This window comes from Vibrio chemaguriensis (genome assembly GCF_012275705.1).
Lineage (GTDB): Bacteria > Pseudomonadota > Gammaproteobacteria > Enterobacterales > Vibrionaceae > Vibrio > Vibrio diabolicus.
Genome location: NZ_SHOE01000003.1, coordinates 230,976 through 248,635 on the forward strand (window position 1 = coordinate 230,976; position 17,660 = coordinate 248,635).

Below are 17,660 nucleotides of genomic sequence, written 5' to 3' on the forward strand. Positions count from 1 at the left end.
ATTGATCAACGCGCTTACTTTTACCAGAAACCGGACGCTTTGACTAATTAATTTGCTTTCCACTTGGAAAATATCTTGATCGATTTCAAATTCTGCATATACTGCACGACTGTGTAATATATAAAACCTACGGAGAAAGCGGGTGCGAAAACAATATTTAAAGCGCACTTTAGTTGGTGCTGTGGTGACATTAAGTCTCTCTGGCATGCTAACTGGGTGTAACAAAGCCATTTCCGAGCCGTCTGAACCTTTAATCAAACCTGTAAAATTACTGGCGGTGAAAGATCTAGAAGTTGAAGACTCGCATGCCTTTTTAGCGCGTATTGATGCGACACATCGCGCACAGCTTTCTTTTCAGGTGGGTGGTGAGGTCGATGAATTACTTGTTCGCATGGGCCAAGAGGTAAAAAAAGGTGAAGTGCTTGCAACGTTAGACCCTAAAGATCTTCAGCTTGCGTTAGACGCCTCTCAAGCCCAGTTCGCGTTAGCAAAAACGCAATGGGAGCGCGCGAAAAACCTTTATGGAAAAAAGCTGATTAGTACAGATGAGTACGACCAGAAAGAAACTCAATATAAAGCGGCATTGGCAAACCACGAACAAGCCAAAACAGATTTGAGTTATACCAAGATTCACGCGCCTTTTGATGGCATCGTGTCATACACCTATGTCAACCCGTTTCAAGTGGTCGCAGAGAAGCAAGAGATCCTGAATCTTATCGATAACACGACCTTAGATGTGTCTTTCACACTGCCAGTCAGTTATGCGGAATCCGTATCACTTGAGTCACTGCAAAATTCCGATATGTGGGTGACGATGGATAGCGAGCCAGGAAAACGTATCCCTGGAAAATTTAAAGAAATTTCGACTCAGCCAAATGTCGATACCAACAGTTATGAGGCGATCGTAACCATCACTCGACCAGAAGATCGCAATTTGCTAACAGGCATGACAGGGCAGGTACACATAGCTAAACAATATCTATCGGACGCGATGACGTTGCCTCAATCCGCTTGGGTAAACAAAAAAGAGACGCAAGGCGAAGTGTGGGTAATGGACAGAAACACACAGCAAGTTAATAAAGTCACGGTGTCTCTTGATGCCTCTGGAGGTGTGAAAGCAGGGCTTGATAACAATGATTACGTTGTTGTTGCTGGCGTTGAACGACTGGTCGAAGGACAAGTCGTGAAAGCTTGGGTTCGTGAGGGAGGCATTTAATGAAACGATCTCTATTTACGATCTCTGCAATTGCGCTTGCAGTTTTAACGGGTTGCAAAAATGAAAACCAAGCTGTTGTCGATCAGCCACTTTTTGTGTCGACTATCTCTGTGGATGCGCCGGTACAAAGCCAATATCGAGCTTTTAAAGGAATAGTTGTACCAGCAGAGCAAACACCTATGGCATTTCGTCGCGCGGGAGAAATTCAACACGTGTTGGTGAAAGCGGGCGACGTTGTTAAGCAAGGCCAAATGATCGCAAAGCTGGATGACAGCAAAGAAAAGCAAGCCGTAAATGACGCAGAAGCGCAATATACACTGGCGATTCGTCAGCTCAAACGCGGCGAAGACCTACACGCTCGTCAGATGATCTCAAAAGCCGAGCTTGATGAGCTAACGGCTAATAAAGAGTTGGCAGAGGCTAATTTCTATAACGCCACCAATCAATTGAACTACACCCGTTTATTCGCCCCGTTTGCCGGTAAAGTGTCTGACGTTTTCAAAGAGCGTTTTGAACGTGTGGCAGTTGGGGAGCCGGTTTTGAACCTATACCAAAACGATTTGGTGTACGTGCGTATTGAGCTTTCCGACAATGTTCTCGCTATGGTGGACCCAAATTCAGACAACATGAGCTACAAACCTAGAGCAACTTTCTCCGGCATTAATGACACATTTGCTTTGGACTATTTAGAGCACACAAGTGAGCCTAACTCCGAAACTCAAACTTACGAAATGTATTTGACGATGCCACAGCCAAAAGCAGAGATTCTACCGGGAACCAGCGTCAGTGTTCTGGTCGATATGGTTAAGGCGGGGATTACCTCCATCGATGGTTACAGTATTCCAGTAACGGCGCTTCAAGCGGGCAGCGAAGAGAATGAGTTCTTTGTATGGAAAAAAGAGGGTGACGTTGTCACTCGGGTGCCTGTGATGATTTCCCAAGTGAATGGCAACGGAGCCATTGTGTCGTCAGGAGTTAAGCAAGGCGACGTTCTGATTAATTCAAACCTACGTAAATTACGTGAAGGTAAACATGTGGATGTTGTGGAGAATAAACAATAATGAACATTGCTGAGTACTCAATAAAAAATAAAGTCATCAGCTGGTTGTTCATTATTATCCTTGCTGTTGGTGGTCTAACGTCGTTTTTGGAGCTTGGACGACTAGAAGACCCGGCATTTACGATTAAAGATGCCATGATCATTTCAACATACCCTGGCGCGACGTCGAAAGAGGTTGAAGAAGAGCTGACGTATCCTTTAGAAAAAGAGATTCGAAAACTCCCTTACATAGACAAAATTACCTCTACGTCTTCTGATGGTATGTCTCAAATCACGGTCAGTATGGAAATGGACTATGGTCCTGATGAACTGCCGCAAATTTGGGATGAAATGCGCCGTAAAATTAATGACTTGCGACCAACTTTGCCTCAGGGCGTACAATCTTTGCAGATCATTGATGATTTCGGTGACGTTTATGGCGTGATGCTGATGCTCACTGGCGAAGACTACGATTATGTCGAGCTAAAACGCTATGCTGATTACCTGACTCGTGAAATCGAGCTGGTTGATGGCGTAGGAAAGGTGGATATCACGGGCGATCAGCAAGAAATGCTGTTTGTTGAGATCTCTCTTGACCGCCTTGCCGCGCTGAACTTAGACATGAATGTGGTTGCGAGCTTGTTGAACCAACAAAATAATGTGGTTTCAGCAGGGGAAGTGATGGTCAATGGCGAAAGCCTTGTCATTCGTCCAAGTGGTACCTTAAACACCGTAGAAGCGCTAGAAAACTTGATCATTCATGGTCGTGACACTGGGAACCTAATTCGTCTAAAAGACGTAGCAACGATTTCTCGTGGTATCCAAGAGAAGCCAAGCAACGTCGTACTCTTTAACGGTCAAAAAGCGATTAATATCGGTATCTCGTTTGCGTCAGGTGTGAACGTGGTTGAGGTTGGCGAACGTTTGGATGCGGAGCTTGCGAGCCTTGAGTCTATCAAGCCTGCTGGCATCGATATGAACTACTTTTACAACCAAGCCAATGAAGTGGATGAGTCCGTTAAAGCGTTCGTAATTAGCCTAGCAGAGGCAGTGGCGATCGTTATCATCGTTCTGCTGTTTACGATGGGCTTACGCAGTGGTGTCATCATTGGCGTCGTGCTGTTATTGACGGTGTTCGGTACCTTCATCTTGATGAACTACAACAATATCGAGCTGCACCGTATTTCTCTTGGCGCGTTAATTATTGCTCTGGGTATGCTGGTTGATAACGCGATTGTGGTCGTGGAAGGCATCTTGGTTGGCCTAAAAAAAGGGCGCACTAAAGTTCAAGCGGCCGTCGATATTGTAAAGCAAACACAGTGGCCTTTGCTTGGCGCAACCATCATTGCGATTACGGCTTTTGCACCTATCGGTTTGTCGCAAGATGCAACGGGTGAGTTCATGGGCTCTCTATTCTGGGTGCTGTGTTTCTCACTATTTTTGAGCTGGATTACCGCTATTACGCTGACGCCATTCCTCGCAGATCTATTGCTGAAAGAAGAGGACAAGGGCCAAGATACTAACGAAGAAGATCCCTACAAAGGTTGGCTGTTTGTTGTATTTGGCGCATCGCTGAAATTCGCACTGCGATTCCGTTGGCTAACGGTTGCTGGCATGGTCGCGCTATTAGTGGGTGCTGTCGTGGCATTTGGTAATGTAAAACAGCAGTTCTTCCCACCATCGAACACGCCGATGTTTTACGTTGATATGTGGATGCCAGAAGGTACGGATATCCGCGAAACGATCAAAAAAGCCGAAGAAGTGGAAAGCTACATTCGTCAGCAAGACGATATTGACTTTGTTTCTGCTTCAATTGGGCAGGGTTTGCAGCGTTTTGCTCTTACGTATCAGCCAGAGAAAAGTTACGAAGCGTACGCCCAGTTCCAAGTTCGCGCCACTGATCGTGAGAGCATGTTCGGTTTGTTGCACAAGTTAGACGCTAACCTTGCGAAGACGTTTGATGCACCGACATTTCAATTTAAATTGATGGAATTTGGCCCTTCACCAGCGTCTAAGATCGAAGCGCGTATTACTGGTCCCGATCCACAAGTTTTACGTGATTTAGCGGTGCAAGTTGAAGACATCCTTCATACCGCCCCTGGTGCCCGAAACATTCGTCACGATTGGCGAGAGCGTACTAAGGAGCTTGTGCCTGTTTTCAATGAGTCTAAAGCTCGTCGCTTGGGCATTTCGAAAGAAGATCTTTCAAGCACACTGCAAATGGCGTTTGGTGGTAGCACGTTGGGTTACTTACGTGATGGTACACACACTTTGCCAATTATGACGCGCCTTCCTGAAGAAGAACGCGTGGACTTTGAATCACTACAAAACGTGACCATTTGGAGCCCATCACTGCAAACGTATATTCCGGTCGACCAAGTGATTGATGGCGTTAAATTGGATTGGAGCGAGCCGCTAATTCAGCGTCGTGACCGCAAGCGCACGTTAACTGTGCTCGCTGACCACGATGTGTTGAGCGACGACACGGCGGCAAGCTTGTTTGCGCGTGTGCAGCCTAAAGTGATGGCACTGCATATTCCAGAAGGTTACGAAATCACATGGGGTGGTGAGTATGAATCATCGAAAGATGCGCAAGAAGGTCTGTTTGGTTCGTTGCCGATGGGTTACTTGTTGATGTTCATCATTACTATTTTGCTGTTTAACTCAATTAAAAAGCCGTTGGTCATTTGGTTCACCGTGCCGTTGGCGATCATTGGTGTTGCCTTTGGTTTGCTCACCACGAATATGCCGTTCAGCTTTACAGCATTCCTTGGTTTGCTGAGCCTAAGTGGGATGATTTTGAAAAACGGTATTGTGTTGCTTGATCAAATTAACCTTGAGTTGGAATCAGGGAAAGAGCCTTACCTCGCGATTGTCGATAGTGCGATCAGTCGTGTTCGTCCGGTAAGTATGGCTGCTCTGACGACCATCTTGGGGATGATTCCACTCGTCTTCGATGCCTTCTTTGGATCGATGGCAATAACGATTATGGCAGGTCTTGGTTTTGCTACAGTACTGACACTGATTGTAGTGCCAGTGATGTTTGCGATTCTGTTTAGGGTAAAACCGACCACTGCATAGGGACTCCTGGCTATTTGCCAGCTTCCTGCCTAGCCCTGAAGGTCTTCTTCAGGGCTTTTTTGATCTTACCAATGTACACCAACCCATTCATTTACTTGATTCTAATGATTTTCTTACGAATGCAATACAAATCATGCGTATACTGATGGAACGATACATCAAAGAGCGAGATAACATGAACAAGCGCGTATTACACGGACTCTTCTTCGTCGGTTCTTTCACCTTGGTTGGCTGTACTACGACAGACAGTATGACTACAGAAGAGGCTAAGCAAGCCATTCCTAAAGTCAACAGCGTTAGCACTGAAGTCATCTCCAACTGGATTGATAACAAGGTTTTAGCGCCTGAAGGGCTTTCACTCGAACAAGACAATCTACGTTATCTATCAGGTAGCGCCGACTTAAACAGCGATGGTGATGCAGAACACATTGTATTGCTACAAGACCGTTATTTCTGTGGCAGCGGTGGTTGTGCAGCTTATATGTTTGATAATGAGGGGAACGTTATCAATCGAATGTCTGTAACTCGCACGCCTATTGTACTTGCAGATAGTTACAGCAATGGCTGGCAAGATTTCATCGTTTGGAGCAATGGCTCATATCGACTCATGAGTTACAATGGTGAATCTTACCCGAGTAACCCTTCTTTGGAGCCAAAGGTGGATCGTGACTCAAGCCAGCAGGCGGCAATTGCGAATGTAATGGCGACAGAGCTTTATCAGCAAGATGGCTATGACATTATGCCCGCAGATTCGAAAACTTTGTGGACGCCGGCCAATGTATACCACTTCACCTTTAAACATTACGGTGATCCGCATAGTACTTATAAAGCGACGGTGGATATGAACAGTGGGCAAGTAGACATTGTTGCCGTTCCGGCTGCGGAATAAAAAACACCTCCCTTAACCGGAATTAAAGGGAGGTGCTGAATGCCAAATTCGAGGGTGGCATTGTTAAGCGGTGTAATTCTGTTTATGCCGCGACTTCTTGTTTGGCTTCTGCTTTGCTTTTTAAGAAAGCGTAAGTAAAGCCAGTTACTGCTGTACCAGCTGCGATAGCCACTAAGTACATTAACACTGGTGAAATTGCGTTAGGGATTAACAGTACGAACAGACCGCCGTGTGGTGCCATTAATTTTGCACCGAACAGCATGGATAGGGCACCAGTAAGCGCGCCACCTGCCATACAAGATGGAATCACACGCATTGGATCTTTGGCGGCAAATGGAATTGCGCCTTCAGAGATGAAACACAGGCCCAATACAAATGATGCTTTACCAGCCTCACGTTCATTTTGTTCAAATTTGTTCTTCGCAATGAAGGTCGCTAAACCCATACCTAGCGCAGGAACCATACCAGCAGCCATGATTGCTGCCATTGGCGCGTAAGTTTGCGAAGCCAATAGACCGACGCCAAATGCGTAAGCGGCTTTGTTTACTGGGCCACCTAGGTCGAAACACATCATCGCACCAAGGATAATACCTAGCAGAACTGCACTGTCAGATCCCATGTTGTTTAGGAAGTCAGTCAGGCCGTTCATGATGCCTGAAACTGGGCCACCTACGATGTATATCATCACAAGGCCAGTGAACAGTGTTGCTACAAATGGAATGATCAGAATTGGTTTAAGCGCTTCCATCGATTGTGGGAGTTTTACTTTGTCCGCAAGGAGCTTCGCTGCATAACCGGCAATGAAGCCAGCTGCGATACCACCTAGGAAACCAGCACCCGTTGAGCTTGCCAGCATACCGCCAACAAGACCAGGAGCCAGACCCGGACGGTCAGCAATCGAGAACGCGATGTAACCCGCAAGCACAGGAATCATCAATGCGAATGCAGAGCCACCACCAATGTTCATCAATGCTGCAGCTAGCGTGCCTTCTTCTTTAAATGCTTCAATGCCAAACACGAACGATAGGGCGATGATCAAACCACCAGCGACAACCACAGGCAGCATGTGCGATACCCCTGTCATCAAGTGTTTGTAAGCGCCTTTCTTCTCGTCTGCTGCCGAAGCAGAATTTGCAGAACCTGAATGTTGGTAAATCGTGGCTTGCTCGAATGCTTTGTCCATCTCTTCGGCTGTTTTCTTCAGAGCTGGGCCTGTTTTCGTGCGGTACATCTTTTTGCCGTTGAAGCGATCAAGTGGCACTTCGATATCTGCAGCAATGATCACTAGATCAGCGTCTGCGATGTCTTGATCTGTCAGTTGGTTTTTCGCACCAACTGAACCACGAGTTTCCACCTTGATTTGATGGCCACGGCGTTTGCCTTCTTCTTCTAGCGCTTCTGCTGCCATAAAGGTATGCGCAACGCCAGTAGGACAAGCGGTGATTGCGACAATTTTCTTCGCTGCTGATGTTGCTTCTGGAGTGATAGGGGCTGCAAGTGTGGTTGCTTTTTCAAGTAAAGTGGCGTTTTCAACCGCTTGCTGGAGAAACGCAGTTGCGTCTTTTGCTACTTCGCTGATTTCCGCTTGGTAAACCTTTTTCCCTACGAAACGAGAAGTATCCACGCTAGTATTTGCCGCAATGATAATGACTTCTGCTTTTTCAACGTCAGCTTCCGTCAGCAGTGTAGGTTCAACCACACTTGATTGACATTCGATTTTTGCATTCCAGGTTAATTTTGCGGCTGCTTGTTCTAGTAACCCTGCCGCAAGGATGCTATTTGCAACACCGCTCGGACAGGCAGTAATAATGGCAATATTCATACGATAACCTTCTGTTCCTTAGTTTTGTTCTAAGTTTGTAATAGGGTAAAGCTCGCTAACTTCAGTTTGCTGCTTGATGTTCTCCAGTTCTTCCTGACTGGTTAGCCCTACGCCGACTTGACTAACTGCCAAGGCAGAAAGTGCTGTAGCGAAGCGCAATAAATCGTTTTTCGGCATCAGTTGCATGTGGCCCCAACACAAGCCAGCAACTAGCGTATCGCCTGCGCCAACGGTGCTTACCACATTCATTCGAGGGGGTTGTGCACGAAGCCATTTGCCTTGGTTTAGCCACATCACACCGTCAGCGCCCATCGACACAACAATGTTCTCGATGCCTTTGTCACTCAGTGTTTGCGCGGCGGCTTGGCATTGTTCTGGTGTTTCTAGGTGTTCGCCAACAAAATCACCAAGTTCTTCATCGTTAGGCTTAATCAACCATGGGTGAGCCTCAATACCTGATTTCAATGCGGCTTTACTGCTGTCGAACAACACTTTTTTGCCTTGTTGATGCAGTGCTTTTATCCACGCAGCACATTGTTCGGCGGTTACGCCTCCAGGTAAGCTACCTGCAAGTACAAAGTAATCATGAGTCTCTGCGAGACGGAATAGCGTCTCCTCAAAGCGAGCAATTTCGTCAGCCGTTACTTGAACACCAGGGAAGTTAATGTCACTAACGTTGCCATTAGCCTCAACGAGCTTGACGTTGATACGAGTTGCACCTTGTACTTCTACAAACTCATTCTTAACGCCGATGTCATTGAAAAGCTGATGGAATAGCTCAGGGTTATCTTTACCAAGAAAGCCGGTAACCGTGACATCTGCGCCTAAATCGCTCAACACTTTTGCTACGTTGACACCTTTACCTGCAGCATGGAGATTGCTTTGCTGCACTAGGCTCACGGAACCAACGTTTAGCTCATTTACTGAACCTGTTAAATCTAATGCCGGGTTGAGCGTAATAGTGACAACTTTACTTGTTTTGTTCGTCATATCGGCTCCTTAACCTTCACCAAGGCCAGAAGCGATAGCATTCCCGATAGACTCCAAGGCTTGCGGTGCATCAGGGCCTTCCGCAGTAAATTGAAGTTGGTGACCGTGCTTAACGCCAAGCGCAATGACTTTCATTAGGCTCTTCGCGTTTACTGTTTTGCCATCACCGTCTAGGTTGGCAACGCGAATAGTGGATTCAAATTTTTTCGCTTCCGCCACTAACATTGCACCCGGACGAGCATGTAAACCATGAGAGTTTTTGATTTTAAATACAGCGGTATTGCCTTCTTCTGAGGATGCGGCTGTGACTTCTTCACCTTTAAACAAAGCAAGAATCTGTTCTACTGATGCATCTAAAAGCTTGCCGTGCTCATTGTTAAACACGATATTAGAAAGCGTTTTTAGGATAGGCTGGTGAGCATTGTTACATGCCGCAAACGCGACAAGTGCACGCACTTTTTGACCTTCATATTCGCAGTCGTTTGCCGTCGAGACAAATGACACGCCTGTGCGAGTTACATGTTTGTCACTGCCAATTAACCAAAGGCCATTACCTAAGTGAGTTGGTGTTTTGGTAACGAGATCTGCGACGAACTCGTTATCAGCACAGCCCGTGTTTTTCAAAAGACCACCAGCAACAGCACTCATTTGTAGCATATCGCTCGCAGGGAACATAAGTTGAATTAAAGAGGCGTCAAAGTCTGCTTCAAGCTGAACATCACCGTGGAGCAGGGCAATAATCTCGTCTTCATTTTTTGCATTACGTAGGCGTTCTTCTACGCCGTCAGCGCCTAGCACTTTCGTTAGCTGTTTAAGAATGCCAAGGTGCTCATCAGATTTAGCTGCAATGCCGATAGCGACGAACACAGTATTGCCATCACCCCAGTCGACACCTTGTGGGAAGTGATGCACAGCAACACCCGTTGTTTTCACCATTGAGCGAGTGTCAGTCGTGCCGTGCGGGATGGCAATACCGTTCCCCAAAAACGTAGAGTTTTGGTTTTCACGGTTTAGCATGCCTTCCACGTAACCGTGCTCAACTAGGCCTTTATCAGTCAGGCTATGAGCAATACTTTTTATTGCTTCAAACTTATCTGTCGCTGATTGCGAGAGGGTAATGTCGTTCTTATTTAGCTTAAGCATGGTGCTTCTCCAGCCTTAAGGTATCAATTTAAAAATGTATTCTGTGTGAGAAGTTGAAAGCTGCTTCTGCTGAGCGCTTATCACTCCTCAAACCATTCTATTTTTCAAGCTAAATCGATTCAGCTTATTGGTAATTTTTTTAAAAGACTCAGAAAAACTATTTTAAAAACTGACGTTAACAAATGAGTCTTTGGCGCTGTCCTATAGCCTAGCCTACAAATTGGTTTGTTGTGTATTCAGGTGATTTACGTCAATTTTTAAGTTTTGCTGAATCCTTTCAGCTTTTATACTGAATCGGTTCAGCTTATAATTCAACTTATCGAAAGATCGCTGATGTATTAATATGATCGCGCGCACAGAATAAGGTTTAGAATATGACACTGGATGAAATAGCCAAATTAGCAGGCGTTTCTAAGACAACTGCAAGCTATGTGATTAACGGAAAAGCGCAGAAATACCGCATCAGCGAGAAGACTCAGAAGAAAGTGATGGCCGTTGTAGAAGAATACAATTATAAGCCAGATCATGCGGCGTCTTCTTTGCGAGCAGGTAATTCACGCTCATTTGGGCTTATCATCCCAGACTTAGAAAACACCAGTTATGCGCGTCTTGCAAAACTGATTGAACAAAACTCGCGTAAAGCAGGGTACCAAATTTTAATTGGCTGCTCTGATGATGATCCTGATACAGAGCAAAAGGTGGCGGAAGCGTTAGTCAGTCGTCGCATTGATGCGTTGTTTGTGGCAAGTGGTATGCCCACTGCAAACGAGTATTATCTTAAGTTGCAAAATTCTGGTACGCCAGTTATCGCGCTGGACCGCCCAATGGATGATGAGCACTTTTGTTGTGTCATCAGCGAAGATTTTGACGCCGCACTTGAACTCACTCAGTCAGTACTGTCCGAGGATATAAAGTCCATTGGCTTAATCGGTGCATTGCAAGACCTTCAAGTATCAAAAGAGCGTGAGCTCGGTTTTCTATCCGCTTCTCAACAAGGTGGCAAAACGGCAACAGTGGGTTATGGGCAGCACTTCTCTCGAGAAGAAGGCAAGAAAGTCTTAGAGAGGTGGCTAGCAGAGAACGAGCTGCCAGATGCCATTGTCACAACGTCATACACACTGTTAGAAGGTGTGTTGGATGTGATGCTCGAAAAGCCAGAACTCATGAGCAAAGTTCGCCTAGCGACGTTTGGTGATAATCGACTGCTGGACTTCTTGCCAGTGAAAATCAACTCTTTACCTCAACAATTTGAGTTGATCGCGGACAGTGCAATGGAGTTAGCACTCAACGCTTCCGCCAAACGTTATAAACCGGGCGTTGAATTGATTCCACGTAAAATTGTAAAACGCCACTAAATAGGTTGCTCAAAGCTTTACTTCAGCCGTCAGCGCCACAAATGCGTGGTCGCTGGCGTTTTTATCTCTGTCATAAATCGGGTTGATCAGATGTTGGTTAGACACCTGATAGTCAACAACCTCGGCAACCGATATATCTGATAAGGTGTCAAACTCTTGAGAGAGCAAGATATAGTCGAGCACATTCCCAGTGGAAAAATGATAATGCGTAGCGGGGCGTTCATCCTTCAGAGCGTCACTTTGTAATGACCATCCATCTTTGAGTTGCAATTCAGTGACGCTGTCACCAGTATTAGATACCAATGCGCTATTAACACTGGTTGGAGTGATAGGTTGATTCATATCACCCATTAACACCGTTGGCATTGGCTCCTTTCTATACCTTTTTTGCATCGCGTCTCTTAACATCGCAGCTTCCCAACCTCTTTGCTGGGTGGATAACCAGCGCCCAATAATCGTGCTAGAGGTTTCTGGTTGTTCTGAGTCGGCTGGGCGTTGAGATTTTAAGTGCGTTACGTAAACGGCGATATGGCCGAGTACAGGATGTATCACTTGCGCATAGATAGGTTTGCGACTGAACTCTGGAGCAACATTCACTCCAAAAGGCTCAAGCGTTGCTAAGTCAAATTCTACCGCTTGTACTTTTTCGATTGGAAATCGAGATGCGATTGCCACAACAGGGCTTGAGTAAATGTACTCATCATCTACATGTGGGGTGTCAACGGTCGCAAAGTAGGGGTAGCCGAAGGTTGAAAAGAATGCGCGAGTTTGCTCAATACTGAACACCTCTTGTAAGCCAATCACGTCAGCTTCGAGTTTTTCAACTTGACGTTGCGTCCAAGCAAGTTTGTCTTGCCATTGCTCTAACGAGTAGATGTTTTCGAAATCATAGTAGGCATCAGGAGGTGCGACAAAATTAAACAAGTTAGCCGTGACAAAGGTAATTCTGCTTGGTTGAGACAAAGTATTCGCTCTTTTCAACAATAACTTGGAGAGTATATACCTTCAGACTGCGTAATTGCAGCTTCGTTTGAACCAAGCCTCGACATACAAGCTAACGAGCAGCAAGTTAAATGGGTTAAGAGGTGCTCAAATGCCAAGGCTAATCAGTGATTGAGCATCGGCAGAGGTTTCTATTTTTAAGCATTGCGTTTAAACTTCAGGGCATCAAATAGTAAGAGTAAGTAACATGACCCAAGATTACGACCACGAAGAGTATTTAGAAGGCGAAGAGATTGAGATCGAAGCGATTGGCATCGACGTTGATGCGCATCCGATCGAACTGTACAAGCTTTTTAAAATCGCGAACTTGGTCAGCGGTGGCGGCGAAGCAAAGCATATCATCGAAGAAGGTTACGTCGCGGTGAATGGTGAGCTAGAAACACGTAAGCGCCGCAAGATGTATGATGGTGACTTTTTTGAGTTTAACCAAGAATATTATGTTGTGGTTTGCGATGCGCCAGTAACTGAACCTGAAACGGCAGAGCAAAAAGCGGAAAAGAAAGCGAAGAAAGAAGCGCAATCTGCACGTAAAGAGAAATCTCGCCAAAGCAAGCCAGCTAAAGGCTCTGGACCTAAGTCAACAGGCCGAAAAGCAGCGCATAAAGAGCGGAAAGCACAACAAAACGCGCTGTCGCAATCGGCGAAGAAAGGTAAGAAAGCTGAAAAGCCGCAATCGACTCGTGATCCGAAGAGCGGACGTAACTCTATTGACTTTTTCTAAGCAAATTAATACCTAGCTAGGCATGTCATCGCCAAGCAAAACCCAAAAGCGCCGAGTATATATCGGCGCTTTTTTGGTTTTACTGTACCGTAAGGGGGCAGTGTCAATGCACTGTCGTTTCAATGTTTAGGCTATCGGTCCAGTGATGAATGGCGCAAGGCTTACCTAAGTAAAAGCCTTGGTAATAATCCAAATCAAGTTGATACATCGCTTGCAGCTGCACGTCTTCTTCTACCCCTTCTATGATCACTTTTGCTCCCATATGAGCCGCGAGCTCAACGGCGCTATGTATGGAAAAGGTTTCTCCGGCGCAGTAATCAAGTAGATAAGAGCGATCGATTTTTATGATGTCAGGGCAGAGCTGCTGAACACGTGCGATATCAGAATGTTGAGCGCCAAAATCATCGATAGCAAAGATAAAGCCATTCGCTCTCATTAACTGCACGGCTTTGATCAGTAAATCAGTATCACCGCAGGACTCTTCGACTACTTCAAACACCACGTCTGATGGGCTCATACCAAGGTCGGAAAGGCGCTTGTAAAGCAGGCCGTTGTCTTTAAAGCCCATGTCTTTGGTTAGGGTGAGTAGGGTTTGAGGCATGACATTGAGAAACAGTTTGATAGGCGTTCCTGCGAAACAGCGTGCAAAATTTCGAATGTGCATTGCTCTGGATAAAAACTCAACACACAATCGAAAGTAGGGATCGAGGCCATTGTTGGCCAGAAATACATCAGGACGAATTAACGAACCATCAATGCCACGAATTCGCAGTAGAGCTTCCATTCCAATAATACGCTGGTGCTTATCAAAAATCGGCTGATAAACACTGTGAAAAGTGAATTGATTGAGAACTACGTAATATTCACCAAGATTATCTTGCTTAATGTATCGCTCGTAGTCCGATTGATTCTTTAACTCCATGAAAAACGCCGAAAATTTAGCATCTTTTCAATGTAACAGGATGCAATTCTGATTTGAAGATTCAAATGTGTCTAATTACATATACAGTTGAGTTAATTTGAAATGGATTCCGATTTTGCTTCAATGTGGCGAAAAATAAGTGACAACCCAAAACAAATCAAAAAGTAAGCAATGCCGACAATGAGCCAAATTTCAAAGATATAGCCTGATGAATTTGCCATTTCGGTCCCAACAAACGTCATTTCTTGTATCGAGATCAGTGAAACGATGGAGGTGTCTTTCACTAGAGAGATGGTTTGACCTGCAAGTGCTGGGGTGATGACTTTGAGCACCTGTGGCGCGATAACGAATCGGTACTTCACCCATCGAGACAAGCCCAATGAATCTGCCGCTTCCCACTGTCCTTGGTCGATACTTTGTAAACCTGCACGCACCACTTCTGCAACGTAGGCAGAAGAGAGTAGGCCGACGCATAACACGCCAGAGGCAAGATTTTCCCAAAGGTTATAAGGCCCAAAAAGAAAGCTCTGTAGCGCATTTGGTTCGCTGTTATAGTTTCGTAGAATATCTTCCAAACCGAGTAATGGGATCAATTGGTTGGAAATGAAAAAGTAGAAGATGAAAACAAACACCAGCGGCGGAATGTTTCTCACCAATTGGATAAACGCATTAGCAGGTGTGCGCAACCAAACGGAGCGAGAGAAGCGCGCTAAGCCTAGCAACGTTCCAAGCACTAACGCGAAGCTGATGCCCCAAATACTGAGCCTTAACGTCGAAATCAAACCTTGGAGGAAGTAGGGCAAACCACCATCGGCTCTGGGCGTAAAAAGTAGTTCAAACGCCTCTTTCCACTGCCACAAATAATGTACACCAACAGTGGAGCGATGGTACAGCCAAACGCCACCAATACCACAGATAATAAGCAGTACCCAATCTAGCGTGTTTAACCGCGATAGAAAGGAACCTGTGTTGGAATTAGTGGGTACTGTGCGAGTGGTGGTTTGTTCGCCCAAAAATTTGACTCCGATAGATGATGAAAAAGTAAAATGGATGATTGGAAAGTATAGGCTCGCGAAGACCACGAGCCATTTAGATTACTGGCCTCGCGCGACTTGATCTTGCCAATCTAATGTCGAGAACCAGTATTCATAACGCTGTTTTAACCATCCATCTTGGGTTCTTGCTTCAATCCATTTATTGAAAAAGGCTTTTTTATCTTCTTCCCCCAAGCGAACAGCAAAGGCTTCGTTACCTTTTGATAGTCGCTCAGAGAATGGAAGGAATAGCTTGTCGCTGTGTTTCACTGTCTCATGTTCTGGTTTTGGGCTAGAAGCAATGACCGCGTGGGCGTTACCATTCAGCACCTCTTGGAACGCTTGCGCATCGTCATCAAATTGCAGAATCTTCGCTTTCGGGAAGGTTTCTCTGGCGACTTGAACGGTGAATGCGCCGCGGCGAGCCGCAATTTTTACGCGTCGTGAGTCAAAATCCGAAAATTCGCTAAAACCAGAAGCCAGCTCTTTATTTGCTGCTACTTGAACACCGGAGTGTGAATAGGGTTCAGTAAACAACACGCTTTTGGAACGCTCGGGCGTGACCGACATGCCACCGATGATCACGTCGAACTTTTTCGCCAGTAGTGCGGGAATAATGCCATCCCACGCGGTCGGTACAAATTCCACTTTCAAACCTGAATCTTCTGCTAAGCGTTTGGCAACATCGATTTCAAAACCGATTAACTCACCTTGCTTGTTGCGCATTGCCCAAGGGACAAATGTTGACATACCAACGCGCAAAGTGCCTCGTTCTTTGATTTGATCTACATTGGGTGTGGCAACATCTTCTTTCGCGATTGTAGGCATAGCGATGGCTAGCCCTAATAATGCAGTAATGGTCGCTTTGAATAACTTCATGTTATCTCCTTATAATTTGCGCCAACTGGCTCCGAGTTTGTGTTCTAGCCATGCAGACAAGCCAGAAAGTGATAGAGTGAGAGCAAGATAAATTGCTGCCACGGTAAACCAAATTTCAAACGGCATCGCCGTCTCAGAGACGATGTTGCGTGCCTGTGTTGTTAAATCAAAAATCGCCATCACGCTTACAATGGAAGAGTTTTTGATCAAAGAAACCACTTCATTGGTTAATGGCGGTAATGTGCGCTGTAAAACCTGAGGCAAAATCACGTCTTTGTAGGTGTAAAACGGCGACAGCCCGAGAGTTTGTGCTGCTTCGAATTGCCCTTTAGGAATACTGTTTAAACCTGCACGGAGTATTTCTGCAGTGTAAGCACCTTGGAAAAGGGATAAAGCCAAAACGGCGGTGCTGAATCGGTCCAAACCAATCACGGGGCCAAACACGAAGTAGAGCAAATAGATTTGCACCAACAACGGCGTGTTACGTATTACCTCGACATAAGTGGTGCCAATAACATTGCCGACTTTCGAATCGCTAAGCCTTAGTAATGCGGTGACCAACCCCAACACTAAGGTGAAGAATAGACTAATGGCCGAGATGTTAAGCGTGACCAATAGCCCATCGATAAGTTCGGCGGGCCACCATTCGCCATCTTCATAAAAAGCGATGTAATCAGGTACGCGTTCCCATTGCCATTGATAGCCCATAGCATCGGCACCAGAGTCTAACACCCACACAATCGCGATGAAGAGGAGCGTCATTTGTAGTAAAGCTTGAAGCACAGGTTTGATTACGCGAACTATCATCAGTAACTTAAAATTTGGTTCAAAAATGCTTGGGTTCGTGGATGCTGTGGTGTTTCAAATAAGGCGATCGGTGAGTTCATTTCCACGATTTGGCCTTCATCCATAAATACCACGCGGTTCGCTACTTTTTTGGCAAATCCCATTTCGTGCGTGACGCAAATCATCGTCATTCCGCTTTGTGCCAGCTCAACCATGACATCCAACACTTCATTGATCATTTCCGGATCAAGTGCCGAAGTTGGTTCGTCAAAGAGGAGTAAGTCCGGTTCCATGCATAAGGAGCGGGCGATCGCGACGCGTTGCTGCTGACCGCCAGAAAGCTGGATAGGGTATTTACTCGCTTGCTCTTCAATGTTGACTCGCTTTAGGTAATGTCGTGCGCGTTTTTCAGCTTTTTGTTTTGACAATTTGAGTGTGCGAATCGGCGCTAAGGTGAGGTTTTCCAGTACAGTCAAATGAGGAAAAAGGTGGAAGTGCTGGAACACCATGCCGATTTTACCGGGCTTGAGAGATTTTGCGTGAGAAGGCTGGTCGAATACATGAAGTTGGCCTTCTTGAATCGATTCAAGATGGTTGATGCAACGAATGAGCGTTGATTTTCCTGAACCAGAAGGGCCACACACCACGACGATCTCGCCAGAATGCACGGAGAAGTTGATATCTTTTAGAGCGTGGTAATCGCCATACCACTTGTTTACGTTGCTAAATTCAACAACAGGAGTGTTCTCTTTCAAAGGGGCACGCTATAAAGGAAAAATAT

At 45.7% G+C, this 17,660-nt stretch carries 15 protein-coding genes; 6 read left to right on the forward strand and 9 right to left on the reverse strand.

The features are described from left to right. The first annotated feature begins 142 nt into the window (after nucleotides 1–142). From EX191_RS05110 to EX191_RS05125, 4 genes are all read left to right on the forward strand, one after another. Nucleotides 143–1,216 (forward strand): efflux RND transporter periplasmic adaptor subunit, encoded by a 1,074-nt coding sequence (locus tag EX191_RS05110; RefSeq protein WP_193447272.1) that lies wholly within the window; start codon nucleotides 143–145, stop codon nucleotides 1,214–1,216. Continuing rightward, nucleotides 1,216–2,277, forward strand: a complete 1,062-nt coding sequence (locus tag EX191_RS05115; protein WP_193447273.1) for an efflux RND transporter periplasmic adaptor subunit — start codon at nucleotides 1,216–1,218, stop codon at nucleotides 2,275–2,277. Before EX191_RS05110 ends, EX191_RS05115 begins: the two co-directional genes overlap by 1 nt. Further along, on the forward strand, nucleotides 2,277–5,336 hold the full coding sequence (locus EX191_RS05120; protein WP_193447274.1) for an efflux RND transporter permease subunit: 3,060 nt from the start codon (nucleotides 2,277–2,279) through the stop codon (nucleotides 5,334–5,336). Before EX191_RS05115 ends, EX191_RS05120 begins: the two co-directional genes overlap by 1 nt. Nucleotides 5,337–5,511: 175 nt before the next feature. Beyond that, complete coding sequence (locus EX191_RS05125; RefSeq protein WP_193447307.1) at nucleotides 5,512–6,225, forward strand: hypothetical protein; 714 nt, start codon at nucleotides 5,512–5,514, stop codon at nucleotides 6,223–6,225. An 82-nt stretch (nucleotides 6,226–6,307) separates the two neighbouring features. Here EX191_RS05125 and fruA read toward each other — a convergent pair whose 3' ends face one another. The 3 genes from fruA to fruB are packed head-to-tail and all read right to left on the reverse strand — an operon-like array spanning nucleotide 6,308 to nucleotide 10,180. Then, nucleotides 6,308–8,047 carry a PTS fructose transporter subunit IIBC gene (gene fruA, locus EX191_RS05130; RefSeq protein WP_193447275.1) on the reverse strand — a complete coding sequence of 580 codons (1,740 nt, stop codon included), beginning with the start codon at nucleotides 8,045–8,047 and terminating at the stop codon, nucleotides 6,308–6,310. A gap of 18 nt (nucleotides 8,048–8,065) precedes the next feature. Next, on the reverse strand, nucleotides 8,066–9,037 hold the full coding sequence (pfkB, locus tag EX191_RS05135; RefSeq protein WP_046876064.1) for a 1-phosphofructokinase: 972 nt from the start codon (nucleotides 9,035–9,037) through the stop codon (nucleotides 8,066–8,068). 9 nt (nucleotides 9,038–9,046) lie between these two features. After that, nucleotides 9,047–10,180, reverse strand: a complete 1,134-nt coding sequence (fruB, locus tag EX191_RS05140; RefSeq protein ID WP_193447276.1) for a fused PTS fructose transporter subunit IIA/HPr protein — start codon at nucleotides 10,178–10,180, stop codon at nucleotides 9,047–9,049. A 374-nt stretch (nucleotides 10,181–10,554) separates the two neighbouring features. Here fruB and cra point away from each other — a divergent pair, with 374 nt between their 5' ends. Next, nucleotides 10,555–11,535 carry a catabolite repressor/activator gene (gene cra, locus EX191_RS05145; protein WP_005397989.1) on the forward strand — a complete coding sequence of 327 codons (981 nt, stop codon included), beginning with the start codon at nucleotides 10,555–10,557 and terminating at the stop codon, nucleotides 11,533–11,535. 9 nt (nucleotides 11,536–11,544) lie between these two features. Here cra and EX191_RS05150 read toward each other — a convergent pair whose 3' ends face one another. Continuing rightward, nucleotides 11,545–12,498 (reverse strand): endonuclease/exonuclease/phosphatase family protein, encoded by a 954-nt coding sequence (locus EX191_RS05150; RefSeq protein WP_193447277.1) that lies wholly within the window; start codon nucleotides 12,496–12,498, stop codon nucleotides 11,545–11,547. Nucleotides 12,499–12,724: 226 nt separating this feature from the next. On the opposite strand from EX191_RS05150, the gene EX191_RS05155 reads away from it, so the two are divergent. Next, the gene (locus EX191_RS05155) at nucleotides 12,725–13,258 is read left to right on the forward strand and encodes an RNA-binding S4 domain-containing protein (protein ID WP_193447278.1); all 534 of its coding nucleotides are present in this window, start codon (nucleotides 12,725–12,727) and stop codon (nucleotides 13,256–13,258) included. A 103-nt stretch (nucleotides 13,259–13,361) separates the two neighbouring features. Here EX191_RS05155 and EX191_RS05160 read toward each other — a convergent pair whose 3' ends face one another. From EX191_RS05160 to EX191_RS05180, 5 genes are all read right to left on the reverse strand, one after another. Continuing rightward, a complete protein-coding gene (locus EX191_RS05160; RefSeq protein ID WP_005397994.1) occupies nucleotides 13,362–14,180 on the reverse strand; it encodes an EAL domain-containing protein in 819 nt (272 codons plus the stop codon). 92 nt (nucleotides 14,181–14,272) lie between these two features. Further along, entirely contained in the window at nucleotides 14,273–15,193 is a 921-nt protein-coding gene (locus EX191_RS05165) for an amino acid ABC transporter permease (protein ID WP_193447279.1), read from the reverse strand. Nucleotides 15,194–15,274: 81 nt separating this feature from the next. Beyond that, a complete protein-coding gene (locus EX191_RS05170; RefSeq protein ID WP_193447280.1) occupies nucleotides 15,275–16,093 on the reverse strand; it encodes a transporter substrate-binding domain-containing protein in 819 nt (272 codons plus the stop codon). A gap of 9 nt (nucleotides 16,094–16,102) precedes the next feature. Then, a complete protein-coding gene (locus tag EX191_RS05175; RefSeq protein ID WP_046876071.1) occupies nucleotides 16,103–16,900 on the reverse strand; it encodes an amino acid ABC transporter permease in 798 nt (265 codons plus the stop codon). Next, nucleotides 16,900–17,634, reverse strand: a complete 735-nt coding sequence (locus EX191_RS05180; protein ID WP_193447281.1) for an amino acid ABC transporter ATP-binding protein — start codon at nucleotides 17,632–17,634, stop codon at nucleotides 16,900–16,902. Before EX191_RS05180 ends, EX191_RS05175 begins: the two co-directional genes overlap by 1 nt. Nucleotides 17,635–17,660: the final 26 nt, after the last annotated feature.